At 57.5% G+C, this 19,245-nt stretch carries 12 protein-coding genes, 1 tRNA gene and 4 pseudogenes; 14 read left to right on the top strand and 3 right to left on the bottom strand.

Annotated elements, in window-relative coordinates; all coding sequences use genetic code 11:
* Nucleotides 1-325: 325 nt before the first annotated feature.
* The 3 genes and pseudogenes from ACVW16_RS25895 to ACVW16_RS25905 form a co-directional block, all read left to right on the top strand.
* A pseudogene (locus tag ACVW16_RS25895) lies at nucleotides 326-1,424 on the top strand (M16 family metallopeptidase); the annotation flags it as partial.
* Nucleotides 1,425-1,431: 7 nt separating this feature from the next.
* Nucleotides 1,432-1,749: pseudogene (locus ACVW16_RS25900) on the top strand (M16 family metallopeptidase); the annotation flags it as partial.
* A gap of 678 nt (nucleotides 1,750-2,427) precedes the next feature.
* Nucleotides 2,428-2,616, top strand: coding sequence for a hypothetical protein (locus tag ACVW16_RS25905; RefSeq protein WP_456701849.1), 189 nt, complete (start codon nucleotides 2,428-2,430; stop codon nucleotides 2,614-2,616).
* 392 nt (nucleotides 2,617-3,008) lie between these two features.
* On the opposite strand, the gene ACVW16_RS25910 is transcribed toward ACVW16_RS25905, so the two are convergent.
* Nucleotides 3,009-4,172, bottom strand: a complete 1,164-nt coding sequence (locus tag ACVW16_RS25910) for a hypothetical protein (RefSeq protein ID WP_456701850.1) — start codon at nucleotides 4,170-4,172, stop codon at nucleotides 3,009-3,011.
* 863 nt (nucleotides 4,173-5,035) lie between these two features.
* On the opposite strand from ACVW16_RS25910, the pseudogene ACVW16_RS25915 reads away from it, so the two are divergent.
* A pseudogene (locus tag ACVW16_RS25915) lies at nucleotides 5,036-5,274 on the top strand (TRAP transporter large permease subunit); the annotation flags it as partial.
* 614 nt (nucleotides 5,275-5,888) lie between these two features.
* Here the strand turns inward: ACVW16_RS25915 and ACVW16_RS25920 are convergent.
* On the bottom strand, nucleotides 5,889-6,389 hold the full coding sequence (locus tag ACVW16_RS25920; protein ID WP_456701851.1) for a hypothetical protein: 501 nt from the start codon (nucleotides 6,387-6,389) through the stop codon (nucleotides 5,889-5,891).
* On the opposite strand from ACVW16_RS25920, the gene ACVW16_RS25925 reads away from it, so the two are divergent.
* The 10 genes and pseudogenes from ACVW16_RS25925 (at nucleotide 6,361) to ACVW16_RS25970 (ending at nucleotide 18,521) form a co-directional block, all read left to right on the top strand.
* Nucleotides 6,361-7,392 carry an NEL-type E3 ubiquitin ligase domain-containing protein gene (locus ACVW16_RS25925; protein WP_456701852.1) on the top strand — a complete coding sequence of 344 codons (1,032 nt, stop codon included), beginning with the start codon at nucleotides 6,361-6,363 and terminating at the stop codon, nucleotides 7,390-7,392. The two genes, ACVW16_RS25920 and ACVW16_RS25925, sit on opposite strands and share 29 nt — an antisense overlap.
* Nucleotides 7,393-7,697: 305 nt before the next feature.
* Nucleotides 7,698-7,982, top strand: coding sequence for a hypothetical protein (locus ACVW16_RS25930; protein WP_456802446.1), 285 nt, complete (start codon nucleotides 7,698-7,700; stop codon nucleotides 7,980-7,982).
* A gap of 1,709 nt (nucleotides 7,983-9,691) precedes the next feature.
* Nucleotides 9,692-10,289: pseudogene (locus ACVW16_RS25935) on the top strand (methyl-accepting chemotaxis protein).
* Nucleotides 10,290-10,766: 477 nt separating this feature from the next.
* Nucleotides 10,767-10,955, top strand: a complete 189-nt coding sequence (locus ACVW16_RS25940) for a hypothetical protein (RefSeq protein ID WP_456701854.1) — start codon at nucleotides 10,767-10,769, stop codon at nucleotides 10,953-10,955.
* A gap of 604 nt (nucleotides 10,956-11,559) precedes the next feature.
* On the top strand, nucleotides 11,560-11,826 hold the full coding sequence (locus ACVW16_RS25945; protein WP_456701855.1) for a DUF6894 family protein: 267 nt from the start codon (nucleotides 11,560-11,562) through the stop codon (nucleotides 11,824-11,826).
* Between the two features lie 1,443 nt (nucleotides 11,827-13,269).
* Nucleotides 13,270-14,520: a tyrosine-type recombinase/integrase gene (locus tag ACVW16_RS25950; protein WP_456701856.1), complete on the top strand. Its 1,251-nt coding sequence runs from the start codon at nucleotides 13,270-13,272 to the stop codon at nucleotides 14,518-14,520.
* 596 nt (nucleotides 14,521-15,116) lie between these two features.
* Nucleotides 15,117-15,287: an AMP-binding enzyme gene (locus tag ACVW16_RS25955; protein WP_456705186.1), complete on the top strand. Its 171-nt coding sequence runs from the start codon at nucleotides 15,117-15,119 to the stop codon at nucleotides 15,285-15,287.
* Nucleotides 15,260-15,457: a hypothetical protein gene (locus ACVW16_RS25960; protein ID WP_456705365.1), complete on the top strand. Its 198-nt coding sequence runs from the start codon at nucleotides 15,260-15,262 to the stop codon at nucleotides 15,455-15,457. Before ACVW16_RS25955 ends, ACVW16_RS25960 begins: the two co-directional genes overlap by 28 nt.
* 711 nt (nucleotides 15,458-16,168) lie before the next feature.
* Nucleotides 16,169-17,272: a histidinol-phosphate transaminase gene (gene hisC / locus ACVW16_RS25965; protein ID WP_456701857.1), complete on the top strand. Its 1,104-nt coding sequence runs from the start codon at nucleotides 16,169-16,171 to the stop codon at nucleotides 17,270-17,272.
* 220 nt (nucleotides 17,273-17,492) lie between these two features.
* Complete coding sequence (locus ACVW16_RS25970; protein ID WP_456701858.1) at nucleotides 17,493-18,521, top strand: LLM class flavin-dependent oxidoreductase; 1,029 nt, start codon at nucleotides 17,493-17,495, stop codon at nucleotides 18,519-18,521.
* A gap of 644 nt (nucleotides 18,522-19,165) precedes the next feature.
* Here ACVW16_RS25970 and ACVW16_RS25975 read toward each other — a convergent pair.
* Nucleotides 19,166-19,241 (bottom strand) — tRNA-Ile (locus tag ACVW16_RS25975).
* Nucleotides 19,242-19,245 lie beyond the last annotated feature (4 nt).

Genomic DNA, 19,245 nt, shown 5'->3' on the forward strand with positions numbered 1-19,245 from the left:
GTTGGTTTGAGCGACCACGCTATAACGAAATGATTATCTGCTTTGGCATGGCTAATGCAACGGGCGGCTACACACTGGACCGACGTTATTGCGATGGATCAATCGCGGTCTGGAGAATCGCAAAAGATGGAGCGTCCGATGCACACGTCGACACCGACCTTATTTTTCATTGTGAATAAATTGCAACGGCGCTTGAAAAATGCTCTGACACTCCAGCTGAAATCCCGTCTTTGTCGACCCTTCTTTTCGCAAGTTCTAGCTGGAGTGCTTTTAGGGGCGCGGCATCCTCATCTCAATCGGTCATTCGCCCGCTAGCATGACGTTGATGTGCGCCCTCCTGTTGAACGGCGTCTCATCGGCATCTTTTGCAGGGACGCGGCCAACCAGCTTCACGCTTCCCAACGGCCTCCAGGTCGTGGTGATCCCGGATCACCGCACCCCCGTGGTCACAGAGATGATCTGGTACAGGGTCGGATCGGCCGACGAAACGCCGGGCAAATCCGGTCTTGCCCACTTCCTCGAACATCTCATGTTCAAGGGTACCGAGAAGCATCCCCTCGGCGAATTCACTCAGACCGTGCTCCGCGTCGGCGGCAACGAGAACGCTTCGACCTCCGTCGATTACACCAACTATTACCAGCGCGTGCCGAAAGAGCAGCTCCCGACCATGATGGAGTTCGAGGCCGATCGCATGAGCGGGCTGGTGCTCAAGGACGAGAACGTGCTGCCCGAACGCGATGTCGTGCTCGAAGAGTACAACATGGGCCTTGCCTAACAATCCAGACGGGCGGCTCCACGAACAGCTCATGGCCGCGCTCTATCTCAATCATCCTTACGGCCGGTCGGTGATCGGCTGGCGTCAGGAGATCGAAAAGCTCAATCGCGAGGACGCGCTCGTCTTCTACCGTCGCTTCTACGCCCCGAACAACGCAATCCTGGTGATCGCCGGCGATGTCGAGGTCGCCGATGTGCGTCCGCTGGTCGAACGCAATTTCGGCGCCATCCTACCCCGGCCGGCCATCCCGGCGCGGCGCATCCGTCCACAGGAGCCGGAACCTGCAGCGCCGCGCACCGTCACACTGTCCGACCCGCGCGTCGAGCAGCCCAGCCTGCGCCGCTACTATCTGGTGCCCTCGGCGACCACCGCCGCGGCCGGAGAGAGTGCCGCGCTCGACGTCCTGGCGCAGTTGGTGGGGAGCGGCAGCAACTCGTATCTGTACCGCGCGCTCGTCGTCGACAAGCCGCTCGCGGTCTCCGCCAGCGCTAGCTATTCCAGCATCTCGCCCGACCCGACCCGGTTCGCGATCTCGGCCTCGCCGAAACCAGGCGTCGGCTTTGCCGAGGTCGAGGGCGCGATAGACGGCGTGATCGCCGACGTCGCCCGGAACCCGGTCCGCGCCGAAGATCTTGAGAGGGTCAAGACCCACAGCCGGTACGCGTGCCGAGCGCGCCGGCGATACGACAAAGGCGATCGAGGAGGAGGTCCGCCGTATCGCCGAGGATGGACCGACTCAGAAAGAACTCGACGACGTAAAGTCCTATCTCAAAGGCTCGCAGATGCTGGCGATCGACACGTCCTCCAGTTTGGCGCTGAAGCTGCTGCAGCATCAGGAGCACAAGCTGCCGATCGATTACATCGAGAAGCGCAACGCCATCGTCGATGCCGTGACTCTGGATGATGCCAAGGCGGCAGCCAAGCGGCTGTGGGGCCACGGGCTTTTGACCGTCATTGTCGGCCGCCCTCTCTAAGCCCGGTCTAACACCAAAATGTCCAGCTGGTCTAAACCGAGGGAGCTGAGGCTGCGAGGCTTCAGCTTCCTAAAGGGGGCGTATAAGGATGCGCCCTTAGAGGGCGATTCCAAACAACTTGCCGCAATTTTTCTAGCCCGAAAATCGCCTGATTAAGGCGCAGGTGGCACTGGCACCAAGCGTCCAGCCCTTCACCGCCCCATCGTGGTACCTGCCAACCAGCTCAATGCCCGCGCTTGGCGAATCGCTCGATGGCCTGAAGCTGCCTGCGTCCACTGTTCTTATCCTCACCGATGTTGGCCGTTGATGACGAGGACCGGTTGGAGACTTTCCGCCGCGCGGCGGTCGCTTGGTACTCTGCCGTGGTTGATGTGAACGGAGCATTGCAGCGCGATCAGCGCGGCAAGACGTTTGCTGCATCACCGTCGGTTTGGTGCGCTCTGGGCGTCGTCGATCACGAGGTTCTCCGCGAGCTGATGGGCGGACGACTTAAACAAGCCCCTCACTGCTGGCGCAATCAACCACGCCTTCAATGCGGCGGAAGATGCCAGGCTTGCGGGTGTCGATTGGTCGCGAGGGCCTCATTGGCTGAAGTTCGGCGCGAAGCAGGGCCATTCTGGTGCAATCGCTCTGGGTGGCCCGAAGGACCGGCTTCGCTGGTGTACAAGGCGCTTCAGATTGAAGGGGCGAAAGAAGTACCGCGGACCGCTCAACCCGGAAGCCGTGGCGATGATCAAGAAGCTCGCTCGCGATGAACAGTTGCATCAGCACCAGATCGCCGCGCAGCTTGAAATCAAGGCCGTATCAACGAGGTCCTCAACGGGCAGCGCTTCCCGGAGGTTAACCCGGCGGCTTGAAAACCGATGACGTAACTTGGAGAGGACTTCGGCCCCCATCTTCATGATTGAGAGCGCCAAAGAGGGCATAGCTATTCCGCATCAGAGTCATCTTCTACTGAGAAAGCGCGCGGTTCAACCAGCAGTCTCTAAGGTAGAGCTCAGTCGCGAAGGCGATACGCCGGTTGTCAAAGGAGAAGTCAAAAGGGCAAGCAAGCGACGCAGGCTTTTAGCTCATTGAGGTTGAATTTTCCGATCTCACCCCGCTGATGGATGCACAAGGAAATTGGCCATCTTGGCCTACTCGATGGAGAAACAGTGCAGGAGTGGCCTGCCGCGATGCTTGATTTTTAAAACTAAGGTACGCCCACCAAAACTGAATCATAGGTTAGCTACGACTAGCTTGCTCTCACATTCCTGTCTTCACGAGAGAACTGCCGGCTCACGGACAGAATGGAGCTTCGGCTTAAATCCAACTCGCGCATTTTTGTAATCTATCAAAATCGAGTAGAAAAGAGCCGTTAGCCCACCGATGTTCATTCCGTCCTGAGCGCGCATAAACTCACATTTATCACACATGATCAGAGACAAGCCTTGAACTGCAGGTGTCAATGCCTTGCTGCGTATGGTTAGTAATACCGTTTCTTTGCCGTCAGTTAGCGAAAAGGCAAGGTCAGCGCTCATCCCCTTGCAAGAAGACACCCAAAAATCTGGTATCGTTTCCGGCAATGTTTCGGGCCAATCGCGTTTCCGTAAGTAATTTTCGGGATCGCTTAGAAATACTGGACCCCCTGCGGTGTCGATCATAGCTACGGATGTGTTTTCTCCCTTTCCCGGCCAATCTGTTCTCTGCGCACCTATGACCAAGGATTGCGGTTTGAGCGCCATCCAAGCCAAATTTTGAAGGATCTTTAGCGTCGTCGAGAAGCCGTCCGGTTTTGCCCTGCATAGGGTAAGGTACGATCCAGGTGCAACCCGCAGCTTACCGCCTGAGGCAAGAACTTGATCGACGGGAGCATAGTCGATCTGAACGTAGTCTGCCCCGTATGAAAGCGGGGATCGCAGTTCATGCGAATCTCCGGCTGACCAAGGGTCTACACAGCCAATCCCAAAATTTGCTGTGTACTCCCCACAGTCATTCACGTCAGTGCAGGCGTAAAATGTGCAAGAGGATATCGTATGCGTGCCTCCCGCGCGCGGTAGCACAATTGGGCCTGTGACAATATTTGCTGGCGCGCCCCATGGTTCTCTGACATCTTCAGCTTCGATTTTGTAACTCTTTTTGAAATTGGGTAGTCGCTGGATCTCGTCAAATCGAGGCAAAATGAGAGTCGAGTTTCCAGAATCTACAAGCAGCTTGATATTGGGATGCCCGCCGCCCGCCAATCCCACGTGTACGTACGCGTCGAAGTTTCCATCCTTAGAGACGCTGTCAATCGGAATGCGAATATCTGCATCCGTGGCTATCGCTATCTCAGATGTCGCTTGACGCTTCTCAACTAGCAGCGTCAAAAAGCTCGAGACGGACTCAATCTCAGATCGATCTATCATAAGTGGCGGATGGAGCCTTGGGCCCGAACGGCTCATGCGTGTCTCCTCCCTATTTTAATGCGTCCGATACTCGCCCGCACCATGCACAAACGTACCACTTCGTGGGATGCGAAACTATCACAAGCCAGTAGGGATGCTGTGGGGCGGACATGGCCCCACGACCTTGAGTGACCACGCAGCCGCACTCTCCGCTGGCCCAGTGCGACCAAACGCTTGAGATACACGATACAGGCCAATCCGCAGCAAAAAAGCTGAGCAGAAGTCGCCGGCAATCAAAGTTTCCGAGTACTAGAAACGGGCAAGCCGCTCTGCCGCAAAGAATGTTTGAGCGCTATCAAAATGAGGAAACTCGCGTCATTGGCTGCCGCAGGGTGCGATGTAGAACTGGGCGCAGTTGCTGTTGGCGTCGCAATAGCAGACGGCGAGCGTATTGTGAGCGGGGCTCTGACGCGCCGCCCCCTATTCGCTTGATTTCCCAGGCCACCGCCGAAGCTCGAGCCTTCGGCACACGGGAAAGCGATCTTCGCCAGCACCTCTCAAGCAGCACCTCACCACGGAGTTGGGATACCACGCGATTGCGCTGCTTGAGCCTGAAATGGAAGTACAACTCGGACGTGGTTTACAGCGCGACGAGACAGATTGCGTGCGACTACCTCCCAGACCCCGTGCTTCGTCCATTTCGTCGAGCACGAACCAGAACGGACGGACCACGTTGAGTCACTCTTAAAGTGAAAACTTATATACTATTCTCGCTGAAGAAGCAGGGCTACGCTTCAATCGCATTTGTAGCTGTGACTTTTCCACCGAACCGCCTTTCTCTGTGTTGCAGAAGCTGGCGAAAGAGAGTTTTCGTATACGAGCCCCCTTATCCGGCTGCGCTGCAGGGCAGCGCCTGCGAGGGTCTGCTACTGTTTCCGCTCGCGCGGCTGGTCGGGGTGCACGACGTCCACTACGCGAATGTGGTCGTCCTTGGGCATCGGCCTGTTCGCGCCGCCGTTCGGACTTGTACGCGGTCTGTGCCATCAGCCGCATCAACCGGGATATGGGCATGAGGCCGATCGTGGGCTACATCATCGCGCTTCTGATCGGCACCCTGATCGTAGCAGCCGTGCCGTGGCTCTCGATCGGCTTCCTTTGACAAGCTCGGCGGGAGCCTCACGGAAGGCGAGCTTCCTGCTCAGGCGAATTTCGGCATATACAGCGGCAGACAGTCCCGGGCATGTTAGCCGACCGGATAAACCAATCTCGACAGCTTATCGACAGCTGAGCTTCCTAGTATGCGAACGTCTCGATCTAGCCGATAGAGCCGCCTTCTTGGCTGAGGCAAACATGTCATGAAGTTCAATGAACACAGAACGGGCCCAGCCTCGCGCTGGCATAGCTTCCGAATCCGAAAGCACCGAGCCAACGTCGGGGTCCGCTGGACGGTCCCCCTCATGCCTGCCGCAGTGGGCGTCAGTCCTGGCCCGATGGGCCACAGGAGCGGCGGCCGCCGACCTCGTCTCGTCCCAGGACCGCGTCCTAGCGAGCTGGGCAGTGGAAGATGGGCAGGGCGAAGACGAGAATCGGCAACAGGCGGTCATCCGGACGAGGGCATGGCGGGACGAGGGCAATGTCAGAGACGAGCTGAATTTGTCGTCATTGTCCCTGACCGCTTTGCCAGCCTCACTCCTGCCCACGCTCCGCACCCTCAACGTCATCGGTAACCAATTGAGCAGCCTGCCGAGCCAGCTTCCGGGCGGACTCCGGGACCTATACGCCTCTGACAACCGTCTGACTGGTCTGCCCGCCCTCCCGAGCAGGCTGAGGCACCTCCAGCTGATGGCTAACGAGTTGGCCAGCCTGCCGGCAGAGCTCCCATCCAGGCTCCGCAGCTTGACCGTCGATGGTAACCAGCTGACCGATCTGCCCGCCCTTCCGGCAACGATTGAGGAGTTTTCCGCCAGCAATAATCAGCTGATCAGTCTGCCCGACCTTCCAGCTAGGCTCCGCCGCCTCGACGTCAGCGAAAATCAGCTGACGAGCCTGCCCGATCTTCCAGCCAGATTGCGCTACTTGGACGCAAGCGACAACCAATTGACAAGCCTGCCCGAAATCCCGGCCAGACTTGGATATCTGGATGTCAGCGAAAACCGGCTGACGAATTTGCCCGAGACGCTCCCGGGCGGGCTTGAAATGCTCGGCGCCAGGAACAACCAGCTGACGAGCCTGCCCCTCGACCTTAATGACGCAGCTCGGCAGCGCGTACAGCATCGACCTACGGTCGAATCCGATACCGGCCCCGGTGCTGGCCGATTTGGCGTCAGCCACGCGTGGCGCGCATTATACCGGCCCGCAGGTTTTACTTTCTATGCCGCTACAACCGCTGGAACATCAGCCGCGGCTTCTGCACGAGGTTGTCGCGGATTGGCTCGCGGACGAGCCCGGCGCAGTGGATGCATGGCAGGGCTTCGCCGAAGAGCCAGGTGCGCAGGACTTCGCTCTCTTTCTTGAAAGGCTCGCGGGCACGGTGAACTATGGTCATCAGGCGTTCCGCGACCGGGTGGCCGAGAATCTGCTGCAGGCCGCATTGAGGCCACAGCTGCGCGAGCAGTATTTCGAGCTGGCCAATGGAGCGACTGCGTCCTGCGAGGACCGCATCACTTTGACCTGGAATGGCATGCAGACCGCACGCGTGAACGCTGATGTCAAGGACGGGCTTTATGACAATCGGCTCGACAAGCTGATCCAACATGGCCGTGTCATGTTTCGCTTGGAGGCGCTTGACGACATCGCGCGCGAGACGGTCAACTCGCTCCGTCGTACCGACCCGGAGGCCAATATCGACGAGATCGAGGTCTATCTTGCCTATCAGACCCAGCTACGGGATCGACTGGAACTGCGCCACATCGCCCCGGATATGCGCTTCTTGAATCTCGCTGACGTCACGGCGGACGACGTTGCTAGGGCTGAGACGTCGGTGCGGGAACTGGAAGCGACGGGTTTCGAGGATTTTCTAGCAACGCGCTGGGAGCCCTGGGATACGGTGGTGAGGCGGATCGCCCCCGATGATCATGTCGCGATGCGGGACCGGCTTGCCGATGCGATGGAAGATGAGTTTCCGACGCGCTTGAACGAGCGGCTCGCGGAGCATGGCCTGACAAATGATGTCGATGCCCGGAGGGTGGTCGGAGCTCAGATCCTCAGCGAAATCGCACGTGAGATCAAAGGCGAGCTGATGCACAAAGTTCTGCGGCAGCACGGCCTCGAGCCCTGATCGTGCGATACCCGCCCCAATCATGCACACGCGGCGTCGCCTTCTTAGAACTGATGGACGGCGGCATCGGCGTCGTAGACGGGCACGCCGGTCTCCGCGGACAATTTCGCGTTGCGGCGGCGACTAGAGCCGCCGGAAAGGGCGTCGGGCGTGAGCCAGATTTTAAGAGCCCTCGGCCTCTGACGCGGGCGCCTCTAGGTGCCAGGCCTGCTCGCGGAAACGGGAAAGTACAGTCCTCCAGCAGACTCTACTTGCGGTGAACCGATCCAGCCAGACTAACGGTCTCCCGCGCGCCAGTCCGCGCCATGAAGCCGCGTCATCTCGCGATGAGCGCGTCTGATGAGGGCACGTTCGAAGCAACGGCCGGCAGCGAACGACGCGCCGAGCGCGAGGATGCAGCCGAAATAGCTGTTCACCAGATCCCAGGTAGCGTTACCGGCAGCAACCGCGAGGAAAGTACCTGCAATGACTATATTGCGAATGCGTCCGACCATCTTGGTCCCGGGCAAAATACGAATTTCAAGCTTAGCACGGCAGCTATGGCGATAATCAGCGCAAAGCAGCTATCGCCTGCCGTCCTTTCTGCTTAATGGGTCTTATGATGAGCCAAGGTCCACTTGCGAACAGCTCGCCCAGCGGCAGGGTCGTGGCCGACAGGCAGCGACGAAGCTCATTGAGCACGAGCCGTGCCGAGCGCGCTCGGAATAGGCATTCCGTCAAATTTCGAGACGACAAGACTTATCCTGACTGGAATGGAGGTCTGATCTTTGCGCTGAAGCCACCATTCGATCGCGACGTGACCTGACCTCATCACAACCTCGTTGGTCTCTTCGAACATCCGCTATGGAAGGCGACCGGTGCTGCGATGCGGATTGCCGAGAAGAAGGCATGACCGCATTGGTCGTAGCAGCGCCGATGCGTCGCCGATCCTTTAGTTTGGGTAACAAGTTTCGCCGATCCCTTGCTTCCTTGCCGCGAATCCTGACACGCGCCCCGCTCGGGAGCCACATCAGCAACAAGTATGCTGCAAAGCTCACCTGCCCCTATTCCGGTTGCGATCGTCAGGCGGACGGCGATTGAAGCGGACTGGGACGAGATGGGTGTCGCTCTTCCGGAGCTTGCCAGGCTTGACAAAGCGTTGCGAGCCTCAGAATGCGAGAGGCAACGAGATACTTCTGCAACTCGCGCGTCTCGGTCGCAGACGGGGCGGCGGCAGGTTGGAGTGCGCGCCGCCGGATGACAGCAGGCAATTGCGGGGAAAACAGGATCTTCGTGCGAGCTCTGATGTAGATAACACGTCTACTATTCTTTCGGTCATAGACAGACACATCAGCAAGCTGCTCAAGGCCGCCAGCGAAAGGGATAGCATCTCGATGTACGAGCCTGCCCCCGTTTCCAGAAGGCTAGGTTTAAGTCCTGGAAGGTATCCGTCCTCGTAGAGACCACGGATCCACCCCGCTGAACGACAATCGAGGGCTCGCTATCGAATACGAAGGAGACCTTCAGGTCGTCTGCCGGTAGCATGCTTTCCAGAGGCTCTATAGAGGTGTCCATTGCGGCAAGCTCGGCATGCTCCGCATCCTTCAATGTGTGAGCCAATAATCTCAAAGCATCATGCGTGTGATGCTGCCTACCTTCTGTTATGCTACAGATCTTCTCGAGCCCCTCTCGCGATCGATATGAATGGCCAGGCGTGACTGGCCCGACAACAGCTCGAGGATCGACTGAGGACTCTCAGTTCGTCGGCACCAACAGCGCGCCACCCGTTCGATTCATGAGCGATGCTCGAAAAAACGTAGTCAATGAGTGAACTGGCGAAGCGAAATTTAAGCTCAACATCGCGGCTAGGAATGGCCAGCTGTCGTAGGTCGTAAGATAATCGACCACCGGGGTGCTCAAAAGTGGTGCCGCGCCAAACGAGCTTCAATCGTTGAGGTTGTCCAGTGACAAGCCGAAATTTAGACTTACAGACTCGGCGTTGAAAGACGCCGACGAGCGACGGTGTTCGTCCGATCGTCGTGTGTGTTTGGCAGGACATAACGGACCTGGTTCGCATGCGCGAAGAGCGGCTGATTCTTGCGAAAAGATTTGACAGCGATGTATCGCGAGTGGTCGACGTTGTGGCGAGCTCGATGCAGGACATGCAAGCGGTCGCGTCGGAAATGACGGCTTCGACGGGAGATGTCTGTCTTCGCACTGAAGCGTGACAGCAATAGTGAAAAAGACCGAAGAACACTCGACCGCAGTCTCTTCGGCCGCTCAGGACTTCTCGGCCTCGATTTCAGAGATCAGCCGACAAGTGTCCAGCGCCGCGAATATCTCGCAAACTGCGCGCGGCAAGACCGCACATGCTGAAACAACATTAGGTGAGCTCGTTGCGTCGGTGACAAAGATCAGCAGCGTCGTCCAGATGATCGAAGGTATAGCCTCGCAAACCAATTTGCTGGCGCTCAACGCAACCATCGACAGCACGGGCTGGCGAAGCGGGGCGAGGCTTTGCAGTGGTGGCGGGAGAAGTGAAGAATCTTGCTGCGCAGGCAGCCAAAGCGACCAGCGAGGTTGATGCTCAGATTGTTGCCATTCAACAGAGGACGGCACAGGCGACCGCTGCGATGGGTGATATCGCCGACATCATCGAAAAAGTACAAGAGATATCGAGCGGCATCTCGGCGGCAATTGAAGAGCAATCGATTGTGAAGAACGACATCTCAAGAAGCATCACCAGCATCAGTGTTGATATGCGCGAAGCGTCCAGAGATATTGACCAGTTAAATGACGCCTCGCGCACCTCTGGCTCGTCGGCGGACCAAGCCATTGGAAAGGCGAGACATTTGAGCAAAAGTATCTCTTCATTACAGGGGCAGGTCAGCGACTTCTTGGCTCACATGCAGGCGTAGTGCGGCGCTTCCGGTCCAAGCGCAAGTCAGGAAACAATGCGCCATGAACGTCTGCACTCAAACTTTCTCGGGTCGGGCGCGTGGAGCGATGAGCCTCGGAAGTCAAAGTGTGCCGGTTCGTAGGCGAGGTCAGCAGCTGGCTGAAAGGGGGACCAACCAATGCTGTTACGAGGAGTCTATCGACGCGAATAAGAGGCCGCCACCCCAAAAACTAAGTACCCGTAGTTGCCGGAACGTTCCCATAGACGAACAGCGCAAGCAGCGACCGACCAACGCCGTTACACATGAAGGGGCGCCTGCTCAACGGGCTCTGAGGCTAGAATTCGAGCACGCTATTCGCCTTGAAGATGACTGCCTCGAAGAGCACACGTCGGCTATCCAAAGTCACCGGGCAGGTATCCTGCGGAGCACGGTGCCATTTGTACTATCCTAGTCATCAGCGATCTGCTACGCCCTCGGCATGATCGGGACGGTTCCATGAAAGACATCCTTGTCCACCTTGAGAGGCTCCGGGCGAACATCGCCAACTGCGAGGAGCTTAGACGATCGGCTAAGAGCGACATCAAGCGAAATGTCTTTCGCCGCGCGGCGGCGCACTACAAGGTTTTAGCCGGCGAGCTGGAGTGTGCATTAGCCGAAATGCAGACCAAAGAGGCTGGCGAGTAACGCCGCCTCAGTTGGCTGGCATGAATTGCACACCGGCTCCACCCTAACTTAGATTTCGAGCATGGGCAAAGAGCTAGCTCGGGGGCGAGAATCTTCCACAGTCGGCGTCGCCGCGATGCTCCTGTTCGGCCTTTGGTCCATCTCAAGTAGCGCGCGTCGGACGAGTGCTGCTTGTCTCGGGCAGGAACACCGAGTGGCGTGATGAGGCAGCCCTGGATAGTGTACGCATTGGCACGGGGCTGACCACCGTCGGCCTCGCAACCCTGCCGATGGCCCTTGGGTGAAGCCGCCCTAAGCCGAAAAAAGCCCCAGCATCACCAAGGGGAAGTGAGCTGGGGCAAGGCACCTTCTAGCCCAGCATCACGAACTGGGCTACCGGGAAAACTACGTAAGTCCTGCACTGTTCCCTGAGCCCTGTTGCTAGTCCTTCGGCATCCGCAGCCACAGCTCGACTTTTAACCAAACGATTGACGTCCAGATTAGCTCAGCGCGCGGCGGCGCGGCTATCGACAAGTACAACCCCCCGTTTATGACCTGTCATTTTTGACAGGTACGGCGCATCCTTAGATAGCGCACGATGACCTCATAGACGAGGGCCGTGGCCATGCAGCGTTACTACTTCCCGATACTCCACAATGGCGAGGCACAGCCGGGCGAGATGGGAGAGCTATTTGGCTCGGCTGATCTCGCGCTGAAATACGGCGCTCGTGTCGCTCAGGATATTGGGAGCGATCCGGAGTTCGACCCCGTTAGCGGCACGGTCGTGTTGGTTTTGGACGAGAGGGGTGCTGAGATCGGGCGGCAGGTGGTGATGCAATCTATCACACTGAAACAGTGGACCCGCCGAAGAGTCTCAAGAAGCCATAACTAAAATTATAGATCTGCGGAGCGGGAATGGCTAAAGCGTATGCCGCTCGGAATTCTGGCTGACGGGAGAGTTTGATCTCAACTGGCGAGCATACGGTCGCTACGGCAATAAACAGGCGAGCAGGCGGGCCTACGGAGATATCGCGAGCCCCGACGTCGACCACATCGCAAGCCGAGCTGCTGCGAGGGCCGCAAGTGCAAAGCCAGGACGGCGCCGGATGCCTCTAGAAAAGTGGCTGGAGCAGGAGCGATACGACGAAGCTGACCGCAGCGTGCAGAAGTTGCGCCGACCAGCACCGGTGGCGACGAAGCGGACGATGAGGAGGAAGTCGACCTGCGCAGGAAACACGTGCCAGATCACTTCGCTATCGCTGAAGGCGATCGTTGACAGCGCTGTCGTTGCGCGGGGGATGATCGTTGGTTAGAACTACAGACCGACCAGCGAGGCGTTGCGGTCCTTCTAGAGAGGACACGGCGCCTCACTTCAAAAGGTGGGCCAAGCGCAGTTCGGACGGCTCACTACCGCTTGTGGCGTAGACGAGGTGAATGACTCCTCAGATCTGCACGGGAAGTCATTCATCATGGTCCGGGACACATTTGCCGCCGTTGCCTAAAGGTACAGGCAGTTCTGACCGGGCTCCTTTCCTTCCGGCCTATTGCCGCAGCTAAGCGCTTGATCCCCTTAGCTATGGGGCCGATTTCCAGGGGGGGCGTGGAGGCCACCGCAATCTCTCCGACGATGGCCGCCACGTACCGGGCCCACAATCGCGCGCGCGAAGCCGCAGATTTTCAGATTAGTTTCCCCCTGTGTGCAGCCGGCAACGGCCACACCAAGACCGCTGAAGCGGCAAAAACGAAGCCCTTCATGGGGTGCACTTCACGTGAATACAGCAAACGACACCTCAAGGGACCAAGCGCGTCACCCTGCCAGGGATCCTCTTCCCCAACGCTCTCAGCAGGGTAGGCCATGCTCTGGAGGGTGAAGGCTGGGTCGTGAAGGGGACCGTCCGGGACGGAGGCCAACCCGCTGCTGACGTTACCGCTGTCCGGCGACAAGACAGGCCCGTTTCGCCAGATCGGACGGTCCGTTTACCGCGCGGCCAAAGCAGGTCCAAGAAGCAGGTGGTGCTGCGCACTCTGCTCAGTTTTGCGAGGCGACCGCCAATCCTGCGATGGAACGAAAGAAAGCTTTACTCCCCACCATGCGCCGACATCTTAGTTCACCTTTAACGGTCGCGCCATGGGCCTCTATGCCAAGTCGAACGCAACCTGAAATTACACTCGATACCCCTCTTCGCCTCGTTGATGCCGTGAAGATCGCGTTTCCTATGGGAGGAATTTCGGTCGCCGGTCTACGTCGCGAGCGCGATCGTAACCGATTGGTCACCGAGAAGATAGCGGGCAAGGAATTTACAACCCTGGCTCATATCCAACGGATGAGAGAGCTATGCCGCGAAGAACCAAGGGAGCCCGACTTCAGCTCAAGGCTGCCCGCCGGAATAAGAGCGGAAAGATCACCCACCAGGCAACCTGGATCATCAGAGACAACGGCCGGGATGTCAGCACAGGCTGCGTTGCAGATGAGATTGCGGCCGCGGAGGAAAAACTAAAGGACTACATAAGCTCTAAACACACGCCGAAGCGACGAATTCGCCACATAGATGATATCGCAGTTGCGGACGTTCTCTCGATCTATTTAGACGCGCAATTGGACAAACTTCGCGAGCGTTTCAGCGTCGATGGCGAGAGCGAAAATGCCATCCCCGATATCCGCAAGTTCAAAAAGCGGATCGAGCGGTTGAACGACTGGTGGGGAGCAAAAATGCTAGGCGAGGTAAACGGGGAGGCGTGTCGCTCGTTTGCCAAGAAGCGCGCCACGAGGGGAGGCGCGCGCCGAGACCTTGAAGACCTCCGCGCAGCCATTGGTCACCACGCGGCCGAAGGATATCATCGGGAAATCGTCAAGATATCGCTGCCACAGAAGGGCCAACCTCGGGACAAGTGGTTGACGCGGAGCGATGCGGCGAAACTGATTTGGACCTGCTGGCGCTATCGCGAAATGCAAAAGGGCTCTCGTCGGCCGACCGACGATGTGAAGGTCCCGACAAGCAAGCGTCCACTGCGCCATCTTGCACGGTTTATTTTATTGGGGATCTACAGCGGAACTCGTGCTGGAGCTATCGCAGCTGCATCTCCCATTCCGGCCATTGGTCGCTCTTACGTCGACTTAGAGCGCGGCCGCTACTACCGCCTGAAGCAGGGCAGCGCGAAAACCAACAAACGGCAGCCAACCGTGCCAATCCCCTTGCGCTTGCTTGCGCACCTGCGGCGCTGGCACCGAGCTAATCCAGAGGCGAAGCATTTCGTGGAGTACAACGGGAAGGCTGTGACCTCGGTGAAGACGGCATTCAAGAGTGCTGTCAGGCTCGCAGGCCTGGCACCGGGAATCTCCCCTCACACTTTGCGGCACACCGCAGCGACTTGGCTTATGCAGCGAGGGGCAGATCCGTGGCAAGCGGCGGGCTATCTCGGAATGTCGCTCGAGGTGCTGCTCAACACTTACGGCCATCACCATCCCGACTATTTGTCGGATGCGGTGGAAAAAATCGCCAGTCGCGATCCGACTGGGGAAAGAAGATCGCACGTTTCTAGTTCAATATCTGGTGCGGTTATTCCGATCCGGCGAAATGACGCCTGATAAGTTACTGAAATATCCGGCAGGCCCTGAATACGTATCTCTATGCAGAATCTCGCCTCTAAATTCCGGAATTGTTCAAATGTGTTAGGCGCGACACGCGCGCGCGGCTCGACAGGAAAGCTCGTTGCGTCTGCGCGAAATGCGGACATGCCATCTATGCTCCGCGCGGAAGGCCGAACCGGCCAGCCCTAGTGGAAACATCACCAGGGTGCCCGCAGCTTTGTCCCTGGTGGACAGGGACGCCGGCCAGCGTCGATATCGTTAGCGTGCAGCAATTTGACGGAGCGCAAGAAAGCCCGCTGCATATTAAAATCAAACATATCGTCGGTGAGTTATTGACCAACGATCCGTGCACGAGTGCAGGAAGCGTCGTAATCGGTGAGTATCTCAACCAACATGAGTCTTGTCTGTCGTCTCTTCACTTCACTCACTTTCGTAAAATGTGCGAGTCTCGACAGAAGGCAATCGCACGCGACGTTAGATTGTAAGGTGCTAGCACACGTGACGGTCGCGTCTGGCTATCCAATCGCCCCGGCTATTGAGACATGGGCATATCTATCCCGCTGTCGCTAAATGCGCTGTTATCGGCCGGCTTGATGCTCGCTGGGAAGAAGTGCCGGTCGCTCATAGTCAAGCAGCCTGGAGCTCAAATTGAGGTGGACCTTCTGATCGAATATGTGAGATCGCAGCTCGCCCGCTTCAAGGCGCCTCGCGAAATCATCTTTACGAACGAATTGCCGTGGACCGCATTGGGCAAACTTCAGTAATTCAAGTTGAAGGAGCTGGATGGCTGCTCGAGCAATCAAACTGCGGCAAGTTGATTGTTTGGCAGGAGACAATTTGCGGCTTTGCCGGGCATATCAGCGATCGCAGCCAACTCGAACCTCGCGACGGCAGTGCAGTTATCTTCTGCAAGCGTGAGTCAATGCCGGCCTGACAAAGAGGGATCTTCGCAGTTGCACTGCATCCACCCTAGGAACGCCACCTGTTCAGCCGGGACTACAAAGGCCGAGGGATAAGCCTAACACGCAGCGGACGTTAGAGGCGACAGGCGGGATGACGGCATTAAGGTCTCAGCTTTCCGACGATATGCTCGCTGCGCCTCGCCGGCATACCTTCAACGCATCGCCCCGTCGAGTAAAGTAAATCAGGCCAAAGACGCCAAAAGGGGCTTGAATCGTACGTAGCGTCAAATTGTACGATCTAGGACAACGACGCCGTGGCGCGCCCGGACGAACTCCGGGTAAGCCGTTAGATCCACTGCTTCGGCACCTCGGGAGGCGCCGCCGAGGAGCGGATGGCTGCCTCACTCGCCGGGCAATCGGCCCAAAGTGCGCGAGAGCAAAGGATGAGGAATGTACTGGACAGCGAAACGATGATCGACATCGCTCAATGTCTACAGACGAGAGACTTCGGCCGATAAACCCTTTGAACCCTTTCTGCAGCAGCGGGTAACTGCGAACTCCCGGGATGTCTGCACGGGAAAATGTCGACATGCATGCGAGTAGCTGGCCGACTTTCGTGGTCCGGCCCCGATGCGCTGAACGCCAACTGAAAATTGTTAGTTCGAGCACTCCTGCCGTTCGCTTTCCGCGCAATTGCCGAGTCTCTCGCTCAAAACCTCGGTACGAACAAACGAAAGATATTCATGACGGAAGCAAAATTGGCGACGCTGCTATCCTCGCTTACCCCGATCGCTCAAGTATTAGACGCTACCCCGACAGGATTACTGCCAGCTCTAGATGAAAGCTATGTGAGGCTACATACGAATGAGAATCCATTTCCGCTGCCACGCGAGGTGATGCGAAGCGCGATTGCAGCGCTAGAGCGGCAATACATTTATCCGGAGCATGACAATGTCGCCTTGAGGGAAGCGGCGGCCGCTGCCTATGGCATCTCTGTGGATCGCGTTATGGCAGGAAATGGATCATCTGAGCTTCTTAGCCTAGTCTATAGAGCCTTTCTTGCTCCGGGTGACAGCGTCGCAATGATGTCGCCGGGGTTTTCGTTTAATCGTCAGCTTGCCAAGCTACAAGGGGCGCAGTTAATTGAGGTCCGCTGCAACGAACATGACTGCCTGCCGATCAATAATCTGCTCTTCGGCCCTGCAAAACATGCCAAGTTCATTCTGCTGGCTAATCCGAACAACCCCACGGGCTCGTTCGTGCCCATTGCTGAGATCGAGCGACTCGTAGCGCAATATGACCGGTTGGTCGTCCTGGACGAGGCCTATATTGATTTCGCACCGGAGAACGGGCTGCATCTAGTCGATCGCTATTCGAATGTTCTGGTGTTGCGCACGTTCTCTAAGAGCTACGCGGTCGCGGGAATTCGCATTGGCTTCGCGTTCGGCCATCCCGAGCTGATTGGAAGACTTCGCGCCCTCCAAAATATGTTTAACATGAATGTGGTGGCTCATGCCGTCGGTATGAGTGTCCTTGCCCACCGCAGCGCTTACGACGAGAACCATAAGCATATAAAGAATGAGCGGCAGCGGATTTCGAACGCCCTTTCCGGCTTCGGCTTCTCGATACTGCCCTCACACGCAAATTTTCTGCTTGCCTGTGTCCCTGCCGGTCGGGACGGAAGATGGTGGCAAAGCGCTTTGGAACGTCAGAAGATCCTCGTTGCCACCTTTCCGGATGACGGCCTGGAAGATTGCATTCGCGTTAGCGTCGGCACAAGTGAGCAGATGGAGGCCTTTCTTGGCGCCGTCGGCAAGGTTCGCCGTGCTGCAGATCGCTACACTTGATCATCATTCTACTCGCGTCTGGCACGTGCACGAGAGGTTCTGCGGCGCCTGCTCTTGTCCCTAGCTGAGGCGCCTCGACGTCTACCGGACGAGCGCCTTGAATCATCCCATCGCCGGCGGGCAATCAATACTGGTCTGCATCACAAGCAATAGACCGCGCCTTCTACTCCAATCGTTTGCAAGCACGCGAACCTCAAACTCCTAAGCTGGAGATAATCAAGTGACTAACACCACTGCTTCAAACCCAACTTGCGGCATCTTCGATCATTTTGACGATAGTGGGCGCAACATCACCGAGCAATACGCAGACCGTTTAATGTTGGCCGAGGCCTACGATCGGCTCGGATTCTACGCCTATCATCTGGCCGAGCATCACTGTACCCCCCACGGACGAAGCCCGTCCCCGAACGTGTTTCTGTCCAGCGTCATACAGCGCACCCGCCGGCTTCGCGTCAACCAGTTGGTCATGCTGCTTAATCTGTACCACCCGTTGCGTGCCTTCGAGGAAATCTGCATGTTGGACCACTTGAGTAATGGCAGACTTGAAGTCGGTATTGGTCGTGGTTCACTCCCAATGGAGCTGACCTATTTCGGCGTGAATCCGGATGTGGCTTCTAGTCGCTACGAGGAAGCATCTCAGATCCTTGTCAATGCAATGAATGGCGGCATTCTAAACTATAGGGGCCAGCATTTTGTTTTGGACGATGTTCCCTTAACTCTTGCATCTCATCAGCGTCCGCACCCCCCGACGTGGGTCGCCACAAACCGGCCAGAGTCGGCCGGTTGGGCTGCGGCCAATGGCGCGAACCTTGCCTGTGTCGGACCGTCTTCTGTTGTTCGCAAAGTCACCGACGTATTTCGCGCTCATGGAAACCTTAGGCGCCCGGCCGACGGTGGGGACCTGTTTATTGCTTTGCTCCGCATGATTGTGATCGGACGTTCCCAGGCAGAGGCCTATTTGCTTGCCGCACCTGCTTACGAGCGGTGGCTCGCTAACTTTAAGTTCCTCTACGAAATGAACGACATACCGCTCCCGGCCAACCTTCCTCCGACCTTCGAGGCCGCAATCGCAAGCGAACTGTGCGTCGTAGGAACACGCGCTTCTGTGCGGCAGACCGTTCTTCAACATCTGGAAGAGGCCGGCGCTAATTATCTCCTTTGTCAGCCTGCATTTGGAAATCTGTCAGTCGATGCAGCCATCAATACCGCATCTGCCATCCACTCTGAGTTCATCGCGCCAGGCGGGTGATTGGCGCAGAATCACAGCTTGCGTGTGGTAGGCACAGTCAGAGGTTCCGGGCTTCTAGCGTTTGGCGAGAAACTTCAGTTCACCAGGAACGGGTAGCAGGGTGTCGGCATCAGACTTTGTCAAGCTCGATCTCGCCGTCGAGAACATTGAGCCCTCGAAGAGATAGTAAGACGAAAGCACGCCTTCGCTTGCTCGCGGAATCCTGAGTGCGCCCATCGAATTCCAACGCGCGAGCTACGCATTTGCCGCACCTGTTGAGCCATGCTCGCTTCAACGGCAACTAAGCCAATTCTGGGCACGCCAGGCCATTTTTCATTCCTTCAAACCTGATCCAGGACAATGGCATGGATCTTTTCGGCGTGCCCGACGCCAGCGTCGATCTTATCGGTCTTGACTTGAGCCCTGGGCGATCGCACAGCATCGATTTGGCCGGTACCAAAAGGGCGCGTAGCGCGCTGTCTCGGAATGCCGCTGGAGGTGCTGCTCAACAAGTTGGCCGCCACGTTCCGACTATTTGTGCGATGCCGTCGACAAAATCGCTAAGGCGACCCAGCCAGTGAACGAAAAGCGCACGTATCTGGTGCGGTTTCTGGTGCGGTGATTTCAGTCTGGCGACTTGGTGGCTGATAACTTATTGATTTATTTGGTGGGCCCGGCAGGACTCGAACCTGCAACCAGACCGTTATGAGCGGCCGGCTCTAACCATTGAGCTACAGGCCCCGCC

Source organism: Bradyrhizobium sp. USDA 4474 (assembly GCF_054057515.1).